This window comes from Agrobacterium sp. H141 (assembly GCF_057158725.1).
On record NZ_CM169893.1, the window covers coordinates 1,569,918 to 1,586,026 of the forward strand.

Consider the following 16,109-nt stretch of genomic DNA (forward strand, 5'->3'; position numbering starts at 1 on the left):
GAGAGAGGGAAAAGACTATGAAAAAGCTCGCTACAAGCATCCTGTCGCTGGCCGTTGTTGCCGGCATCGGGTTCGCCTCAGCCGTCAAGGCCGAGGAAGAGCATGATCTGGCACAGGCCGTGGAGCACGCTGAAAAGGCGCTGCACTACCCGGTGCTCAAGCCGAAGAACGTCGACTGGAGCTTTGCCGGCCCGTTTGGCCACTATGACAAGGGCCAGCTTCAGCGCGGTCTGAAGGTCTACAAGGAAGTCTGTTCGGCCTGCCACTCGATGAAGCTGGTCTCGTTCCGCACGCTGGAACATCTCGGTTATTCCGAGGATCAGGTGAAGGCGCTGGCGGCTGAATACGAAGTCGAAGACGGTCCAAATGCAGACGGTGACATGTATAACCGTGCTGCCACACCGTCCGATCACTTCCCGTCGCCTTTCGCCAATGATGAGGCAGCTGCTGCATCGAACGGTGGCGCTGTGCCTCCGGACATGTCGCTGCTTGCCAAGGCGCGTGGCGTCGAGCGTGGGTTCCCGACCTTCATCTTCGATATGTTCACCCAGTATCAGGAAGGCGGCCCGGATTATATCTACTCGCTGCTGACCGGCTACCAGGAACCGCCTGCAGGTGTCGAAGTCCCGGAAGGTACGCATTTCAATCCGTATTTCATCAGCGCCAAGTCTCTCGCCATGGCACCACCGCTCTCAGATGGTGTTGTGACCTATGATGACGGTACGCCTGAAACCCTGGACCAGTATGCCCACGACGTTTCTGCCTTCCTGATGTTCACGGCCGAGCCGCATCTGGAAGAGCGCAAGCGCACCGGCTTCATGGTCATGGTGTTCCTGGTGATCTTCACGGCTCTTCTGTACCTCACGAAGAAGTCGGTATACGCCAATAAAGAACACTGAGCCTCCAAGGTTCAGGACATGAAAAAAGGCGGCTTCGGCCGCCTTTTTTGTTTCTTGCGCCCGGCCCAGTTGATAGGGTCCGGGCGATTTTCCTTCCATTGTTTTGGACGTGCCCCATGAGCAAACTCGCCGAGGAACTTGCCTCTTCCATTCGTTCCATTCCGGATTACCCAAAGCCCGGGATTATCTTTCGTGACATCACGACCCTGCTCGGAAATCCGCGCGCCTTTCGGCGTGCCGTGGATGAACTGGTGCAGCCTTATGCCGGTCTGAAGATCGAGAAGATCGCCGGCATGGAGGCACGCGGTTTCATCCTGGGCGGCGCGGTGGCGCATCAGCTGTCCGCCGGCTTCGTGCCGATCCGCAAGAAGGGCAAGCTGCCGCATGAGACGGTCAGTATTGCCTACAGCCTGGAATACGGCGTGGACGAGATGGAAATGCATGTCGATGCGGTGCAGCCGGGCGAAAAGGTGATCCTGGTGGATGACCTGATTGCAACGGGGGGAACCGCTGTCGGTGCGGTTCAGCTGTTGCGGCAGATCGGTGCCGATGTCGTCTCGGCCTGTTTTGTGATTGATCTGCCGGATCTGGGGGGACGCAAGAAGCTCGAAGCGATGGGCGTCGATGTGCGCACGTTGGTCGAATTTTCGGGCCACTAGACAAAGCTGGTTGCCAAAACCCAGTCGGCTCGCTTCTAACGTTGTGTCAGGGCGAGTTTCAGGCCCATGGCGAGGAATGCGCCGGCGAATGCTCTGCGCAGCCACAGCAGCACGCGTGGGCGTTCCAGCACATGTCTGTGCATGGCGGCTGCGAACAGGCCGTAGAGTGCAAAGACGATCAGGGTCATCGCCATGAAGACTGCACTGTCGAGCAACAGGGCTGGAACAGCATTACCAACCTCCGGATCGACGAATTGCGGCAGGAAGGCAAGGAAGAACAGCGACAGCTTGGGATTGAGCAGGTTGATCATCACCGCATGGGTGACGATACCCAAACCGCGCTTCTGTTTTTCTGGTGACGCTGACGTGCCGCCCAGACCTGAGCGCAGCATGGTGATCGCCATATAGATCAGATAGGTGACGCCCGCGATCTTGACGATGGAGAAGGCCGTGTCGCTGCTTTTCAGAACCGCCGCCAGACCGAGGATGGCCGCGGCCATATGGGGCAGGATACCGGCTGTGCAGCCAAGCGATGCGAGAAGCGCGGCACGACGCCCGGCGGTCAATCCCATGGCGATCGTGTAGAGCGCGCCAGTGCCCGGTATCAGTACCACGACAAGGGCGGTCAGCAGAAATTCAGGTGTCAACACAATGCTCCTCTTCGTTCGGGATCGGAGGAGATTAGCCGTGGTTTGGAGTGCGGTCTTGAACAGGATTGCAGCCGAGCATCGCGCGCTGAAAGCGGGCAGGCGGCATGCCGTAGCGACGGCTGAATTCGCGCGTCATGTGGCTTTGATCGGCAAAGCCGCAATCGGCCGCAACAGTTGCGAGCGTGTTGCCGCTGGCAATCATTCTGCGTGCTTTCAAAACACGCTGTTGCAGAATATAGGCATGCGGGGTCAGGCCTGTGGCGCGGGTAAAGGCGCGAAGCGTCTGGAAACGGCTGAGGTCTGCCGTCTTGGCCAGCTCAGCAAGCGAGGGATTGTCGCTGACATTGTCATCGATAGAGGCCTTGGCCCGCTCGATACCCGACCCGATGGCCGGTCGGCGCTCTGGGATTGCCGGCTGCAACATCCCGGCCATGAGGGAGAGCAGCGTCTCCTCCTGCAACAATCCGGCGTCCCTTGCTGAACCAAGCGCGGCTGTCCAGGCTTGTTCGAACTGCCGGCTCCGCAGGCGGCTGGACAGAACCGGAGTCTCGAACTCCAATGCGTCGCAACGTGCCTGTGATATCCCGGCTGCGAGCGATGTCAGAAGGGAGGGGGCGAGATAGAGCATATGCCAGCGTCTTGGCCTGCCGCTGATCGGCATGCCGTCATGCACTTCACCCGGATTGACCGTGATGATATCGCCTGTGCTTGCCTCCACCTGTCCGCGCCCGGACGCCGAGAGCTGGCCGCCTGCGACCAGAAGCCCGATGCCGAATTCGTCATGGCTATGCTTTGGAAAGCTGTGCGCGCTTTTTGCGGAGACAGCGATGAGACCCTCAAGGCCGGTGGCGTGGATGGCGAAATCGCTCATGGGCATTTGCCTCGGTTCACAGCGCCTTTTCGATATCCGGAATGATGGCATTCGGTTCTGTCTGGGGCGCATAGCGGGCGACCGGTTCACCGTCGCGGGCGATCAGGAACTTGGTGAAGTTCCACTTGATTGCCTCGGTGCCGAGGATACCCGGCTTGTCATGGGTCAGATACTGGAAGAGGGGATGGGCATTCTCGCCCTTCACGTCGATCTTGGCAAAGAGCGGGAACCGGACCTTGTAGTTCAGATCACAGAAGGTCTTGATCTCTTCCTCGCTGCCGGGTTCCTGCGCGCCGAACTGATTGCAGGGGAAGCCCAGAACCACGAGATCGTCGGCATAGGTTTCCTGCAAGGCCTGCAGGCCTTCATATTGCGGGGTGAAGCCGCAGGCGCTTGCGGTGTTGACGATCAGCATCAGCTTGCCGGCATAGTCGCGGAGCTTGCGCTCCTTGCCATCGATATCGGTGGCGATGAAGTCGTGGACGTTCATGATCGTGTCCTTCAGATGAATTCCAGCAGGCTGCTCTTGAAGCGTAGCACGGGTTGGCCGTGCTGATTGATGCCTTCGCCTTCGGTGGAGAGAAAAATCCAGCCCGGCCGGTTTTCAAGCGTTCTGCTTTCCAACAGCGAGACAGAAAAATCCAGCGTGTCGCCAGCATAGACAGGCTTCAACCAACGCAGTTCGCGAAAACCGGACGACGGGCCAATCTTGGGCGGTTCGATGCCCTCTCGCGCCATGCGCTCTGTTTCGGCCTTCCAGTAATCGACGAAACACCGCATCCAGGCACAGCAGGTATGCCAACCGGAGGCGCAGAGTGCACCGAAGACATAGTCCTTTGCCGCTTCCGCATCTGTATGGAAAGGCTGGGGATCGAACTTTTTGGCGAAACGAATGATGTCGTCTGCATCAAACCTGGCCTGGCCGATGGCTGTCTTTTGGCCCAGTGGATAGAGCTCAGCCATTTTCACTGCGTATCTCCTTCGACATTCCTGCGACGGAACATGATCGAGTTTTCTGAGACCAGCACCCGCTCATCGCGCTGGTTGTCCAGTTCGTGACGGAAAGTGACGATACCGATATGGGGGCGCGAGCGCATGGGGCGCGCTGCCGTGACGATCGACCGTCCCGTCAGTGTGTCGCCGGCCAGTACCGGTTTCTTCCACTCCATGATGTCGATGCCTGGAGCGCCTTCTGATGCAGAATCAAGAAGATAGGCATTAATCATCATGCGCATCATTATGCAGCTGCTATGCCAGCCGGATGCTGCGAGCCCACCAAGAATGGATGCCTTGCCGGCGTCTTCTGACAGGTGCATGGGTTGCGGGTCGAACTCGCTGGCAAAGTCGACGATCTCTTCTGCCGAGACCGTTTTCGGGGCGAAGTCGAAGACCCGGTCGGGCTCAAAATCCTCATAGAAAAGTTTGGGAGACGACACTGGTGCTTCCTTGTTCTTTCTTGTCTGGAGAATGGCGCTCGAGACTGACAATTTCAAGGAATGCTTTGAATCGACAACTTTTGCGGAGAACACAGGGTGCGTCATATGGACGTGTCGGGCGTTTGTTAATCGATTCAACTTTTAACGCTTAAGATATTGAAATTCATGGGCAATGTCTGGCTTGATCGGCGCAAAATTCTATCTGGCTCACGTGGCCCTTTCATGCATTTGCATCCTTGTCGCACGAGGGGTTGTTGGCGGGGAAATTGTCGCTAAGTTGCGCGCGAATGAATTGTCGAATTTCGCATTGAGCGCGATGCAACAGGGACTGCCGATGACGAACCTGAAAACGATATTACGCGACGCCGCCAGCGACGGCCTGATCACCGACGAACAGTCGGCGCCACTGGAAACGTATCTGGCGCGCAAGGGTGTCGGCGTGGTCGAGCCGCGCCTGGCGGTGACCGTTTCTGACGACCCATATGGGCTGGATACGGCTGCCGAGCCGGAGAACCCTGCATTCGAGAGCGAGGCGCCGCGCTTCATTCGCGGATTTCACGACATCCTCATCACCATCGGTATCGTGGTGGCGCTGATCGGGGCGAGCGGACTTGGTTCTGTCTTTCTGCTGCTGCCGCTTACAATTTTGCTGGCGGAAATTCTCGTGCGTCGGCAGCGGCTTGCACTTCCAGCCGTGGCGCTGACCATTGCCTTTATCCTGTCGATCTCCGCAATTCTGCAGGCTTTCGTGGAGCCGCTGGCCCCCGATACGGCGTCCGAGGCATTCTTCGTGCTGATTTTTGTCGCGCCCTATCCTCTGCTGCTGGCCGGCTTTCACTGGCGCTATCGTGTGCCCTTGTCGCTGTCGCTCTGCATTGCCAGCATTGTGGCACTGGTCGTTGCCCTGATCATCACGTCTCTCGGGCAGGTGCTGAGTGTCACCGATATGGTCGAGAGCCATCGGCTTTTGACCCTGTCCATTCTGTTTGCCGCCGCTATCTCTCTGTTTACGGTCGCGATGATGTTTGATCTCAAGGATCCGGTGCGGCAAACGCGGCGCTCGGATGTGGCCTTCTGGCTTCACCTGCTGACGGCACCGTTCCTGCTGTCGACGACGCTTGCCTTCTTCTATGTCGGCGAAATATCCGGGCTCGGCTTTGGAATTACTGGGGGGGCGGGTGTTGGTCAGGCCGTGTTGACGATTCTGGTCGTTGCCTGCTTCATGGCGATCGGGGTGATTATCGACCGCCGTGCCTTCGTGACATCCGGTCTGCTGTCGATGGGCTATGCCATCTACGCCATCTTCGAGAGCGCCAATATCCAGGTCGGCTCGTTCGTCTTCGTGACGCTGTTTCTGGTCGGGGTGCTGGTGCTGACAATCGGGGTTGGCTGGGCCTGGTTCCGGCGCCAGATTTTCAAGTTGTTGCCCGAGGCGATGAAGGCAAAGCTGCCGCCACTGCGATAGTCCTCACGCAATAAAAAAGGCCGCCCTTCAATCGAAAGGCGGCCTTTTTCAGATTGGGGATCGTCAGCTGGTCAGGTGTTGAAGCGGAAGTGGATCACGTCGCCATCCTGGACGACATATTCCTTGCCTTCGTCGCGGCCCTTGCCGGCTTCCTTGGCACCGACTTCACCCTTGAAGGTGATGTAGTCGTCATAGCTAATGGTGAAGGCGCGGATGAAGCCACGCTCGAAATCGGTGTGGATGACGCCGGCTGCAGCCGGTGCCTTGGTGCCACGCTCGATGGTCCAGGCGCGCGTTTCCTTGGGGCCGACCGTGAAATAGGTGATGAGGTCGAGCAGATTGTAGCCGGCTCGGATGAGGCGATCGAGGCCTGCTTCTTCGAGACCCAGCGCGCCGAGGAATTCCTGGGCTTCTTCATCTGGCAACTGGGCCACTTCGGATTCGATTGCTGCTGAGATGATGACGCATTCTGCGCCCTGCGCCTTTGCCATTTCAGCAACGGCTGCGGTATGGGCATTGCCGTCGACAGCATCGCCTTCAGCGACGTTGCAGACATAGAGAACCGGATGAGAGGTGAGGAGGTTCAGGCCCTTCAGAACCTCGATCTCGTCGGCGGCCAGCGTCTTCAACAGGATGCGGGCCGGCTTGCCTTCTTGCAGCAGCTTGATGACTTCTTCCATCACCGGCAGCTGGGCGAGCGATTCCTTGTCTTTCGACGAAGCGCGCTTGCGGGCCTGATCGACACGGCGCTCGAGGCTTTCGAGGTCGGCGAGCATGAGCTCGGTCTCGATGGTATCGGCATCGCCGACCGGATTGATCTTGCCTTCGACATGGGTGATATCGTCATCTTCGAAACAGCGCAGGACGTGGACCACGGCGTCGACTTCGCGAATATTGGCGAGGAACTTGTTGCCGAGGCCTTCACCCTTGGAGGCGCCGCGCACCAGACCGGCAATATCGACGAAGGAGATGCGGGTCGGGATGATCTCCTTGGACCCTGCGACGTTTGCCAGCGTCTGCATGCGCGGATCAGGGACTGCCACTTCGCCGGTGTTCGGCTCGATCGTGCAGAACGGGTAGTTGGCAGCCTGCGCCGCCGCCGTCTTGGTCAGTGCGTTGAAGAGGGTCGACTTGCCGACATTGGGCAGTCCGACGATACCGCATTTGAAGCCCATGGTCCGATATCCATTCCGGTCTGTAATTTCCTTGCCGTGCCTATGGGATAAAGGCGGGGCGGGGTCAAGACTCACGGCGGGTAAAGCGTTTGTTTGTCGGGCATTTTTGCCGTATTTAAAGGGCAAAGGACGTTGAACTTAATCCATCCGGACGTCGCGCATAGTGGTCTGGCGTTGTGCTTGGCAATGCGCTGCGATATGATGGGGCTGCGCCCAATACCCTCAGCATTGCATGTTTGCCTTTCAGCTCTCGGAGCTGCCATGGCGGCTGCTTGGGAGATACTACGCGATGAGCGGCAATTCCATTGTGAAGCCCAAGACTGAAACGAAGCCGAAGCTGGAAAAGCCGAAGCTCTACAAGGTCATCCTGTTTAACGACGACTATACACCGCGCGAATTCGTCACGGTTGTCTTAAAGGCCGTGTTTCGCATGAGCGAGGACACTGGACGCAGGGTAATGATGACGGCGCACAAGATGGGAAGTGCAGTCGTGGTGGTGTGCACCAAGGATATCGCCGAGACAAAGGTGTCGGAGGCGATGGATCTTGCCAAGGAGGCCGGCTTTCCGCTGATGCTTACCGCAGAGCCTGAGGAGTAGGGCAGGGATTTGCGTCCTCGGGATTGCCTTTTCCATAGAGATAGCTTGCCGGAAGACCGAGCCGCTTGCAGGCCTGTACCGGTGCTGACGATGGCAATAGCAGCCGATCGGCGGCTCTGGCCAGTGTATTGATAATCCGTCGTTCCGTGCTGCTGAGCGACCAGTGGCTCCAGAGATCCAACCGGTCGCGCACCCAAGGTGGCAGGACGTCAATCGCAGCCTTGACGAAAATGCCGCGAAGCGGTCGCAGCGGTGCCGGCAAAGACCGTACATGCTGCATGGTATCGAGGAAGTCATGGATGACAGCCGATTTGACAAGTCGGTTGCGCATGACATCGAATAGCAGGTCAAGATCGTCCAGCGAGGCAGCGGCGCTTTTGGCTCCATAGAGCTGCGCGACATGCTGGCCTTCTGCAAGGAAGGTATTGCGGTCCGCATCCGTGAGTGGACGGACATAACGGTGATAGGCTTCGATAGCGCTGAAACTTGACGCCGCCTGTACCCAGTCGAGGAGGATCGGATCTTCTGCAAGACGGGCGCGGCCTTTAGGCAAGGCAGCAGATTTGCGGCTTATGCCCTGGTCTGTCCCATCGATCATGCGCTCGGCCGCACTTTTGGCACCATAGACGGCGATCATTTTGGCAAGTGCCAAAGCCTTCAATCGCTCCGGTGCATCGGTGCGGAAGGTGGGCGACTGCCACAACCCGTCGCGGACCTGTGGCTCGGCGAGTTCAAGGATGACGGCTGAAATGCCGCCGATGTGGAGCGTCAACGGGTTCTTGAAAATCTGCCATGCCACGGAGTTCGCCGCGATCAGTGCAGGTTCGCCCACAGGCCTTGCGAAGTCGAAATGCATGCCCTTGGATTGCGACAGGGTTTGCGCGTAAGCATCGAGCCTGCGGCTCAGCAGGGCGGGAACGGGCAGGGGGGAAAGCGCAAGCATCATGTTTGTAACTCCTCCGGCCTTGGAATGCTGAATTCCGGCCTGAGGTTCCAATGGTGCATGACTTCAGGACAATTGCAGGGCGAAATTGTGCCGCCTGGTAATTTAGTCCTTCTTGGCGAACATTCGTTTCAGCATCTCGGCCATTGGACCGGTGGCAGGCAATTTCGGCGGGGCCTGGTTGCGTGCCTGGCGGATATGAGACTGACCTGCAGGACCGGGTGCCTTTGGTGCCTTGGGCGCTTTCGGTGGCTTTCTGGCGGGTTCATCTGCCGGCGCGCCGGTGGCCAGCGCCAGCTTGTTCAAGAACTGAGAATCCTGCGCCTTCACCAACAATTCGGCATTGTCGGCAATGGCATCCAGCAGCGGCTCCAGCCATTCGCGGTCCGCTTTGGCAAAGTCGCCGAGCACGTGGCCATTCACGCGCTCCTTGCTGCCTGGATGGCCAATGCCCAGACGCAGCCGGCGATAGTCCTTGCCGCAATGGGCATCCAGCGATTTCAGGCCATTGTGGCCGCCATGTCCGCCGCCGATCTTCAGCCGGGCACGACCCTCCGCCAGATCGAGTTCGTCGTGGATGGCGATCATGTCGCCAACCGCAACCTTGTAGAACCGCATGGCCTCGCCGACAGACTCGCCTGAAAGGTTCATGAAGGTCGCCGGCTTTACCAGCAGGATTTTCTCTCCGGCGATCTCGCCCTCGGAGATTTCGCCCTTGAACTTCTTCGACCAGCCGGAAAAATTGTAGCGGCGGTGGATCGCATCCACGGCCATGAAGCCGATATTGTGGCGGTTGTCTGCATATTTTGCGCCCGGATTCCCGAGACCGGCAATGATGATCATGAGCGGCGTTCCATCTGTTGGCAGGCCTTCACCACAGCGAAACGCCGATCATGTCAACCCGTTTTTACTGAAGTTCGTCCGTGGTATCGCCCAAACCGCCCAAGCCGTGGGCGGCGAGAATGGCCGACTGGGTTCCGTCCTCGATCATTTCGCTCAAGGCAGCCTGCATGCGTTCATGCAGATTTTCGGGGAAGGCGATGTTACAGGCAATGGAAAATGTCTGCGTGGAAAACACAAATGCCGCCTTGATCGGGTTTCCGGCGGCCTTCAACTGCATGTAGTATTTTTCCGACAGGGGCATCAGGTCGATGCGTCCGGCCAAGAGCTTTTTCAAGGTGAGATCCAGATTGGTGGCAAGGTCGATCTTGGGGAAATTCTGCCGCTCCAGCAGGGACTGGGTATAGTCGTCACGCTGTGTCCCGACGATATAGGCCTTTGCTTCGTCGGCATTGGCGGGCTCGACGCCAGAGCCTTGCTTGAAGACCATGAAGTTGCGGTCGATCGCCAAGGGTTCAATCCATTTGAAACGCGCATCGCGTTCTGGAATATGTGCGGTGGTGAAGACGCAGTGATCCGGCTCGGATTCGGCCAGCGCTATTGCGCGCGCCCATGGCATCAGTTCGACCGTGTAGTCGATGCCAGCGCGCTTCATCATCTCGACGACCTGTTCATATCCTGCGCCGCCGTAGCCGTCACCCTCGCGATAATTATAGGGCGGATACTCTTCTGTGGTGAACTTGACGCTCTGGGCCTCTGCAGCCGGCGCTGCGGCGAGAAGAGCGAGTATGGGATAGATGAATTTCATGCTGCTGCTCCCTTGTTGGCAGTTCAGTATTGCTGCCTATGCCGTTTCCGCTGATTTCTCTGTGAGCCACATGTGGCGTTCGAGCAGATCGTCCAGGCTCTGAGGTTTGGCAAACAGATAGCCCTGGCCATATTCGGCACCGAAATCGCGCACGATTTCCCATTGCTCGCCCGTCTCGATGCCTTCGGCGACAACCGAGCAGCCCATCCGGCGGGCCATGTCGGTGATGCCTTCGGCGAGGATGTGACTTTTCTTTCGCTTGGCCGGATCCCCCTCGATCAAGGAGCGGATGAAGCTCTGGTCGATCTTGATGATGTCGACCGGGAAACGGTTCAGGTAGCTCAGCGACGAGTAGCCGGTGCCGAAGTCGTCGAGCGCGATGCGGCAACCGAGACGCTTGAATTCATCAAGCGTGGTGTGAACCACCGGGTTGTCGTGCAAAAGCATGGCCTCGGTGATTTCGATCACGATGCGGGTCGGGCAGATATCGTTGCGCGAGAGGATCGCGGCAAGCCGCAGTGGCAGATCTGGCTCGAACTGCAGCGGCGAATAGTTGATGGCGAGATAGGTGCTGTGGTCTCCGGTGGCTGCGGAGAGCTTGACGAGGTTGTCGACCGCCTTTTCAAAAATGCACGTGCCGATGCGGATAATGGAGCCATTTTCCTCCGCCACCGTGATGATGTCATAAGGCGGCAGGAGACCCTTGTCGGGATGGTCGAGACGCATCAGGGACTCGTAACCGATTACGGTGCCATCAGAGAGGTCGACGATCGGCTGCAAATAGGCCTGGAACCAGTCATTGGCCAAGCCGAGTTCGATCGATTGTTCGATCTCTGCCCGCTGCCGGGTGTTGTCCTGGAAGCGCGGATCGTAGAGTTGAGCGCCATTCTTGCCATCGTGCTTCTTGCTGTACATGGCAAGGTCCGATTTCTGCAGCAGTTCTTCCGCGTTGGCCGCATGCTCGGGATAGATGGCGACACCGATGCTCGCGCTCAGACGGGCCGTCGTGCCGCTGACGACAAACGGCTTTTCGAAGATTGCGCAAATGCTCTCGCTCAGACGCAAGGCATCCATTTCGGCATTGGCAGACAGAACCAGGATTGCAAACTCGTCGCCGCCAAGGCGCGCGCCGATGGAGCCGGGCGGCAGCTGCGGGGTAATAAGGGTGGCGACCCTGCGCAGCACGATATCGCCAGCCTGGTGTCCGAGATTGTCGTTGATCCATTTGAAGCGATCGAGGTCGATAAACAGGCATGCGAGCTGCAAATTTGCCTGATCCGCTTCGCGTATCTTCACGTCAAGTGCGGCCTCGAAACCCTGACGGTTCATCCAGCCCGTCAGATGGTCCGTGATGGCTTGCTTGTGATTGCGTGCTTCCGAATGCTTCAACGCCGTAATATCGGTCATCACACTCAGCGCGAGCGGCTGATCTGCATCTTCGGCCTTCTTGGAGCTTTCGACGATCAGGACGTCGAGTACACGACCGTCGGCGCACACGAATTTTGTGGTGCATTCCCAGACCAGCGAATTTTCTTCGCGCTGGGATTTACGCAGCAGATAATGATCCAGATGACCGGCTGGAACCATGTCGGCGAAATGGGTCCCCAAAATGTCTGCGCGTTCATATCCTGTCGCCAGCAGCCAGTAGTCCGAGACACCGATGATCCGGTCTTCCTCATCCGTGGAGAACAGCATTGCCGGTGTCATATTGTAGATCTCGGTGGCGCGGCGATGTGCCAATTTCAGTTCGCGCTCTTCCTGCTCCAACTTGATCTGCATTGAATTGAAACTGTTGGCGAGAAGGCCGATCTCGTCGTTGGATTGCCAGTCGACATGGTGCCGTGAGCCAAGTTGACGCGTTGCTTCAATCGCTGCCGTCAGCTTCAAGAGCGGCTTGACGATCATCAACCTGTTGCCGAGGACCGCAGCTCCGATCACCGCGATCACGGCGACCAGGAAGATAGAGATGATGTATCCCTCTCCCTGTTCAAAGCTGGAGAAGAAATCCTGTCGCTGATAGTAGACGGTAAGAGATCCGACGGTCTTTGGACCGTCAACCGTTTCATAGACAATGGCCTGCGTCTTTTGGGTCAGCGAATTGTCCGGCCAGGTCGGGAAGACAGGCATTGCAACCTGAATGTTGCCAACCTCGTCGCGGACCAAGATCTTGTGCACGGCGGCATCAGACAAGACAGTACCGGCAATGCGTCGCACGCTTTCTTCGTCAAAGTCCCAGATGGGCTTTGCCAGTGCCTGAGCATTGGCTTCCGTCAATATCGTGATGTTGTTTTCGAGTTCGCGCGTCGCGCGCTCCGTCGACAACGTTAGGAAGAGCGCAAAAAGTGGCACGACCATTATGAAAACCGCCGTCGCAATAATGGCGAAAAACCGGTTCTCGACCGAATGGGTCATAGAAATATTGCCTCGTCCCGTCCTCGTTAAAATACCAGTGCCCGGCGTCGATTGTGCCTCGCACTCTAAAATTCTCCTTAGACTTGCAGGAAATGTTTAAATCCGGCTGAAGCGGCAGGCTTAACAAATCATGCAGAAAAAACGGGCACATCGTTGGCAATAAAAAATCCCGCCTCGATGAGGCGGGATGCAATCGTTCAGAGCCTTGAAGGCGGGCGTGCAGCTTATGCTTCGCCCGAATCTTCGCTCGACGTTGTTTCTTCTTCGTCCGAAACGCCGCCTGCAGGTGCAACGATCGTTGCGATCGTGAAGTCGCGATCAGCGATGACCGGTGTCACGCCCTTTGGCAGGGTTACGTGCGAGATATGCAGGCTGTCGCCGATCTTGTGGCCAGCCAGGTCTACCGTGATGTATTCCGGAATGGCGTTGGCCGGGCAATGCAGTTCGACTTCGTGGCGAACGATGTTGAGAACACCGCCAACCTTTACGCCGGACTTTTCTTCATTGATGAAGTGAACCGGAACCTGAACCGAAACCTGGCTCTTGGCGGTTACACGCAAAAAGTCGACATGCATCGTGAAGTCACGAACCGGGTCGAGCTGGTAGTCCTTCGGCAGAACGGTGATCTTCTTGCCGTCGAGAACGATCGTTGCCACGGTGGTCATGAAACCACCAGCATGGATGCGCTTCGTCACTTCATTCGTGCTCAGCGTGATCGAAATAGGGTCTTGCTTGTCACCATAGATGACAGCGGGAATGAAACCGTTGCGGCGTAGTTCGCGGGAGGACCCCTTACCAACCCGGTCGCGCGCTTCGGCCTTGAGCTCATAAGTTTCGTGGCTCATGGCTAGTCCTTTCAGTGTTACTGGAGAGTTTCTCGTCGACAAACTGCCTTTTGACGGAAACTGCAGGAACCCTTTGCAGGGCGCCTCATCCGCATTGCCTCCAAGGGTGTCTGCGCGGACCGGCGGGCTATAGACCAAGACCGTATGGATTGCAAGGGATCTGCTCGGCAGCTGGGCCGTCGCGCTCTTAATGCGTAATTCATCAAACGCTAACCACGGGCGACAAGCATTTGGAAATTGACAACTGTTAATTACCGAAATTCGAATATTCGTAAAGGCTTGCTATGCTCAACGTACTTTCCTGTATCGCCACAGAACACAATCCATTTCTGCTCTTTGCTGCCGTAACAATCTGCGTCGTCGGAAGCGTGCTGACGATGCGGCTGTTTTCCTGTGCGCGGAACACACGCGGTGTCACGCGTCTATGCTGGCTGGCCCTGTCCGGTATCGTTGGTGGTTCCACCATCTGGACGACGCATTTCGTCTCGATGCTTGGCTATTCGACGGGTTTCGCTGCGGGCTATGAGCCGGTAATGACACTTTTGTCTCTGGGCACCGCGATCGTCGCAACAACGCTGGGTTTTTTCATCGCCACTGCGCAGGTTCGGGGCCCGCTCGTTGAAGCCGGCGGCGTCCTTGTCGGTCTCGGTATTGCTCTGATGCACTATATGGGCATGTCGGCCTATCAGGTCTATGGGGACCTGGTCTGGAACCAGGGCAATGTCATCGCATCGCTGATTGCCGGGGCCGTGTTTGGCGCGCTTGCGACCAGCCGTATCGGTCGACCCATTACACCTTTTTGTAGATACGGTGCTGTGCTTGCCTTTGTTATGGCAATTGCTCTGACCCATTTCATCAGCATGGCGGGGCTGACGATCATTCCGAACGCGACCAGCGCGGTACCGATGGAAATCGTGCCGGCTGGCATTCTGGCGGTCGTCGTGGTTGCCGTGATGATTGTCATTCTTCTTCTGGGGGCGGTGAGCTATCTCATCGATTTCCAGTCGACGAGGGCGAGCGTCGAGCGTTATCGACATCTCTCGATGCATGATGCGCTGACCGGGTTGCCAAATCGTGCGGCTCTTATGGACCGTCTCGAAGCCGTCATCGACGATCCCGACGGGCGTTCGCCCAGCATTGCCCTGGTCTCGTTCGATCTCGACAGGTTCAAGGAAATCAACGATGTGCACGGTCATGCGGCGGGCGACCATGTCTTGCGCGTGGTTGCCGAACGGGTGTCCTTACAAATGCGACCTGACGAGTTTCTCGGTCGCGTGGGCGGCGACGAGTTTCTGGCGATCAAGTCCAGCTATTTCACTCGATCCGGTGCGGCGCAGCTGGCCGAACGATTGATCGCTGCGATCTGCGAGCCGATTGCATGGAACAACCAGCAACTGACGGTGGGCAGCAGTGTCGGCATATCGGTCTATCCCAATATGGCAGAGACGGCTGACGATCTTCTCGCGCAAGCCGATATTGCCATGTATCGCGCCAAGGCGAATGGGTCGAACAACGTGTGCTTTTATGATGTGAGTATGGATCAGGCTGCGCGAGAACGCAGCGTTCTGGCCATGGACCTTCGCGAGGCACTGCAGGCGCAACAGTTCGAACTCTATTACCAGAAGCAGAACGACACAGCCTCGGGTGAGGTTATCGGTTTTGAAGCGTTGATCCGCTGGAACCACCCGAGGCGGGGGTTTATTTCCCCGGTCGATTTCATCTCCATCGCAGAGAAAACCGGGCTTATCAATAATATCGGCGACTGGGTACTGGAACGGGCCTGCCGAGAGGCTGCCAGCTGGCGTAATCCGTTGTCGGTGGCCGTCAACGTGGCACCCGGGCAGTTGGCTGACAACAATCTCCCGGCGAGGGTCGGTCAGATCCTCAAGGAGACGGGTCTCGATCCCAAGCGTCTGGAACTGGAAATCACGGAGTCCGGTATCATCAGGGACCAGCAACGAGCGCTGGTTGTCATTCGTCAACTGAAATCGCTTGGCGTCCGTATTGCCATGGATGACTACGGGACAGGCTATTCGTCGCTGTCGACGCTACAGCTGTTTCCATTCGACAAGATCAAGATTGACCGCAGCTTCATCGAAAGTGTGTCCACCAACCGGCAGTCTGCGGCTATCGTTCGCTCCACGCTTATTCTTGCAGCCAGCCTGGACATTCCTGTGCTTGCAGAAGGCGTTGAAACCGAAGAGAGTATGTCCTTTCTACGGCAGGAGGGATGCCAGCAGGTTCAGGGGTTTCTTTACGGCCGACCGCTGCCGCGTGCCGGTATCGAGCGTGATGTCAACGACGTCGTGACGGTGACGGCGGTCGAACCTGATCCCAAGGCTGCTCCTGAGAACGATAAGTCACGCTCGGCTGCGTGACGGGGCAGGGGCCGGCGGCCAGCACTGCGCTGCTCGCTGGACCGGTTTGGAATTTCGGCAGTGCGAGCGTTGCGCCGAGATGCCTTGCAGCACATCAACTGCCCCGAAGACGTCTTTTGACTTTCCATGA

16 protein-coding genes are annotated in these 16,109 nt (G+C 57.6%); 5 read left to right on the forward strand and 11 right to left on the reverse strand.

The window, feature by feature from the left end; all coding sequences use genetic code 11:
* The first annotated feature begins 17 nt into the window (after positions 1 to 17).
* Positions 18 to 899, forward strand: a complete 882-nt coding sequence (locus ACWPM9_RS07170) for a cytochrome c1 (RefSeq protein WP_428187317.1) — start codon at positions 18 to 20, stop codon at positions 897 to 899.
* Positions 900 to 1,015: 116 nt separating this feature from the next.
* Entirely contained in the window at positions 1,016 to 1,558 is a 543-nt protein-coding gene (locus tag ACWPM9_RS07175; protein ID WP_484757231.1) for an adenine phosphoribosyltransferase, read from the forward strand.
* 35 nt (positions 1,559 to 1,593) lie between these two features.
* Here ACWPM9_RS07175 and ACWPM9_RS07180 read toward each other — a convergent pair whose 3' ends face one another.
* Genes ACWPM9_RS07180 through ACWPM9_RS07200 form a run of 5 tightly spaced genes read right to left on the reverse strand, consistent with a single transcriptional unit; the run spans position 1,594 to position 4,515 of the window.
* Positions 1,594 to 2,205: a LysE family translocator gene (locus ACWPM9_RS07180; protein ID WP_484757232.1), complete on the reverse strand. Its 612-nt coding sequence runs from the start codon at positions 2,203 to 2,205 to the stop codon at positions 1,594 to 1,596.
* Between the two features lie 34 nt (positions 2,206 to 2,239).
* Positions 2,240 to 3,079, reverse strand: coding sequence for an AraC family ligand binding domain-containing protein (locus tag ACWPM9_RS07185; protein ID WP_484757233.1), 840 nt, complete (start codon positions 3,077 to 3,079; stop codon positions 2,240 to 2,242).
* A gap of 16 nt (positions 3,080 to 3,095) precedes the next feature.
* The gene (locus ACWPM9_RS07190) at positions 3,096 to 3,569 is read right to left on the reverse strand and encodes a glutathione peroxidase (protein ID WP_484757234.1); all 474 of its coding nucleotides are present in this window, start codon (positions 3,567 to 3,569) and stop codon (positions 3,096 to 3,098) included.
* Between the two features lie 11 nt (positions 3,570 to 3,580).
* Positions 3,581 to 4,042: a MaoC family dehydratase gene (locus tag ACWPM9_RS07195; RefSeq protein ID WP_428187312.1), complete on the reverse strand. Its 462-nt coding sequence runs from the start codon at positions 4,040 to 4,042 to the stop codon at positions 3,581 to 3,583.
* Between the two features lie 2 nt (positions 4,043 to 4,044).
* Positions 4,045 to 4,515: a MaoC family dehydratase gene (locus ACWPM9_RS07200; RefSeq protein WP_484757235.1), complete on the reverse strand. Its 471-nt coding sequence runs from the start codon at positions 4,513 to 4,515 to the stop codon at positions 4,045 to 4,047.
* A gap of 307 nt (positions 4,516 to 4,822) precedes the next feature.
* On the opposite strand from ACWPM9_RS07200, the gene ACWPM9_RS07205 reads away from it, so the two are divergent.
* Positions 4,823 to 5,980, forward strand: coding sequence for a hypothetical protein (locus ACWPM9_RS07205; protein WP_484757236.1), 1,158 nt, complete (start codon positions 4,823 to 4,825; stop codon positions 5,978 to 5,980).
* Between the two features lie 71 nt (positions 5,981 to 6,051).
* On the opposite strand, the gene ychF is transcribed toward ACWPM9_RS07205, so the two are convergent.
* Positions 6,052 to 7,155 (reverse strand): redox-regulated ATPase YchF, encoded by a 1,104-nt coding sequence (gene ychF / locus ACWPM9_RS07210; RefSeq protein WP_428187309.1) that lies wholly within the window; start codon positions 7,153 to 7,155, stop codon positions 6,052 to 6,054.
* Positions 7,156 to 7,444: 289 nt separating this feature from the next.
* Between ychF and clpS the strand changes: the two genes are divergently transcribed.
* Positions 7,445 to 7,753, forward strand: coding sequence for an ATP-dependent Clp protease adapter ClpS (clpS, locus tag ACWPM9_RS07215; RefSeq protein ID WP_428187308.1), 309 nt, complete (start codon positions 7,445 to 7,447; stop codon positions 7,751 to 7,753).
* On the opposite strand, the gene ACWPM9_RS07220 is transcribed toward clpS, so the two are convergent.
* The 5 genes from ACWPM9_RS07220 to ACWPM9_RS07240 all read right to left on the reverse strand — a co-directional run bounded on the left by ACWPM9_RS07220 (position 7,731) and on the right by ACWPM9_RS07240 (position 13,601).
* On the reverse strand, positions 7,731 to 8,699 hold the full coding sequence (locus ACWPM9_RS07220; protein ID WP_484757237.1) for an oxygenase MpaB family protein: 969 nt from the start codon (positions 8,697 to 8,699) through the stop codon (positions 7,731 to 7,733). The two genes, clpS and ACWPM9_RS07220, sit on opposite strands and share 23 nt — an antisense overlap.
* Positions 8,700 to 8,801: 102 nt before the next feature.
* Entirely contained in the window at positions 8,802 to 9,539 is a 738-nt protein-coding gene (gene pth / locus ACWPM9_RS07225; protein ID WP_484757238.1) for an aminoacyl-tRNA hydrolase, read from the reverse strand.
* A gap of 64 nt (positions 9,540 to 9,603) precedes the next feature.
* On the reverse strand, positions 9,604 to 10,344 hold the full coding sequence (locus ACWPM9_RS07230; protein ID WP_484757239.1) for a substrate-binding periplasmic protein: 741 nt from the start codon (positions 10,342 to 10,344) through the stop codon (positions 9,604 to 9,606).
* Positions 10,345 to 10,380: 36 nt separating this feature from the next.
* Positions 10,381 to 12,756: an EAL domain-containing protein gene (locus ACWPM9_RS07235; protein ID WP_484757240.1), complete on the reverse strand. Its 2,376-nt coding sequence runs from the start codon at positions 12,754 to 12,756 to the stop codon at positions 10,381 to 10,383.
* Positions 12,757 to 12,980: 224 nt separating this feature from the next.
* On the reverse strand, positions 12,981 to 13,601 hold the full coding sequence (locus ACWPM9_RS07240; protein WP_428187303.1) for a 50S ribosomal protein L25/general stress protein Ctc: 621 nt from the start codon (positions 13,599 to 13,601) through the stop codon (positions 12,981 to 12,983).
* Between the two features lie 284 nt (positions 13,602 to 13,885).
* On the opposite strand from ACWPM9_RS07240, the gene ACWPM9_RS07245 reads away from it, so the two are divergent.
* Positions 13,886 to 15,979: a putative bifunctional diguanylate cyclase/phosphodiesterase gene (locus ACWPM9_RS07245; protein ID WP_484757241.1), complete on the forward strand. Its 2,094-nt coding sequence runs from the start codon at positions 13,886 to 13,888 to the stop codon at positions 15,977 to 15,979.
* The last annotated feature ends 130 nt before the right edge of the window (positions 15,980 to 16,109 follow it).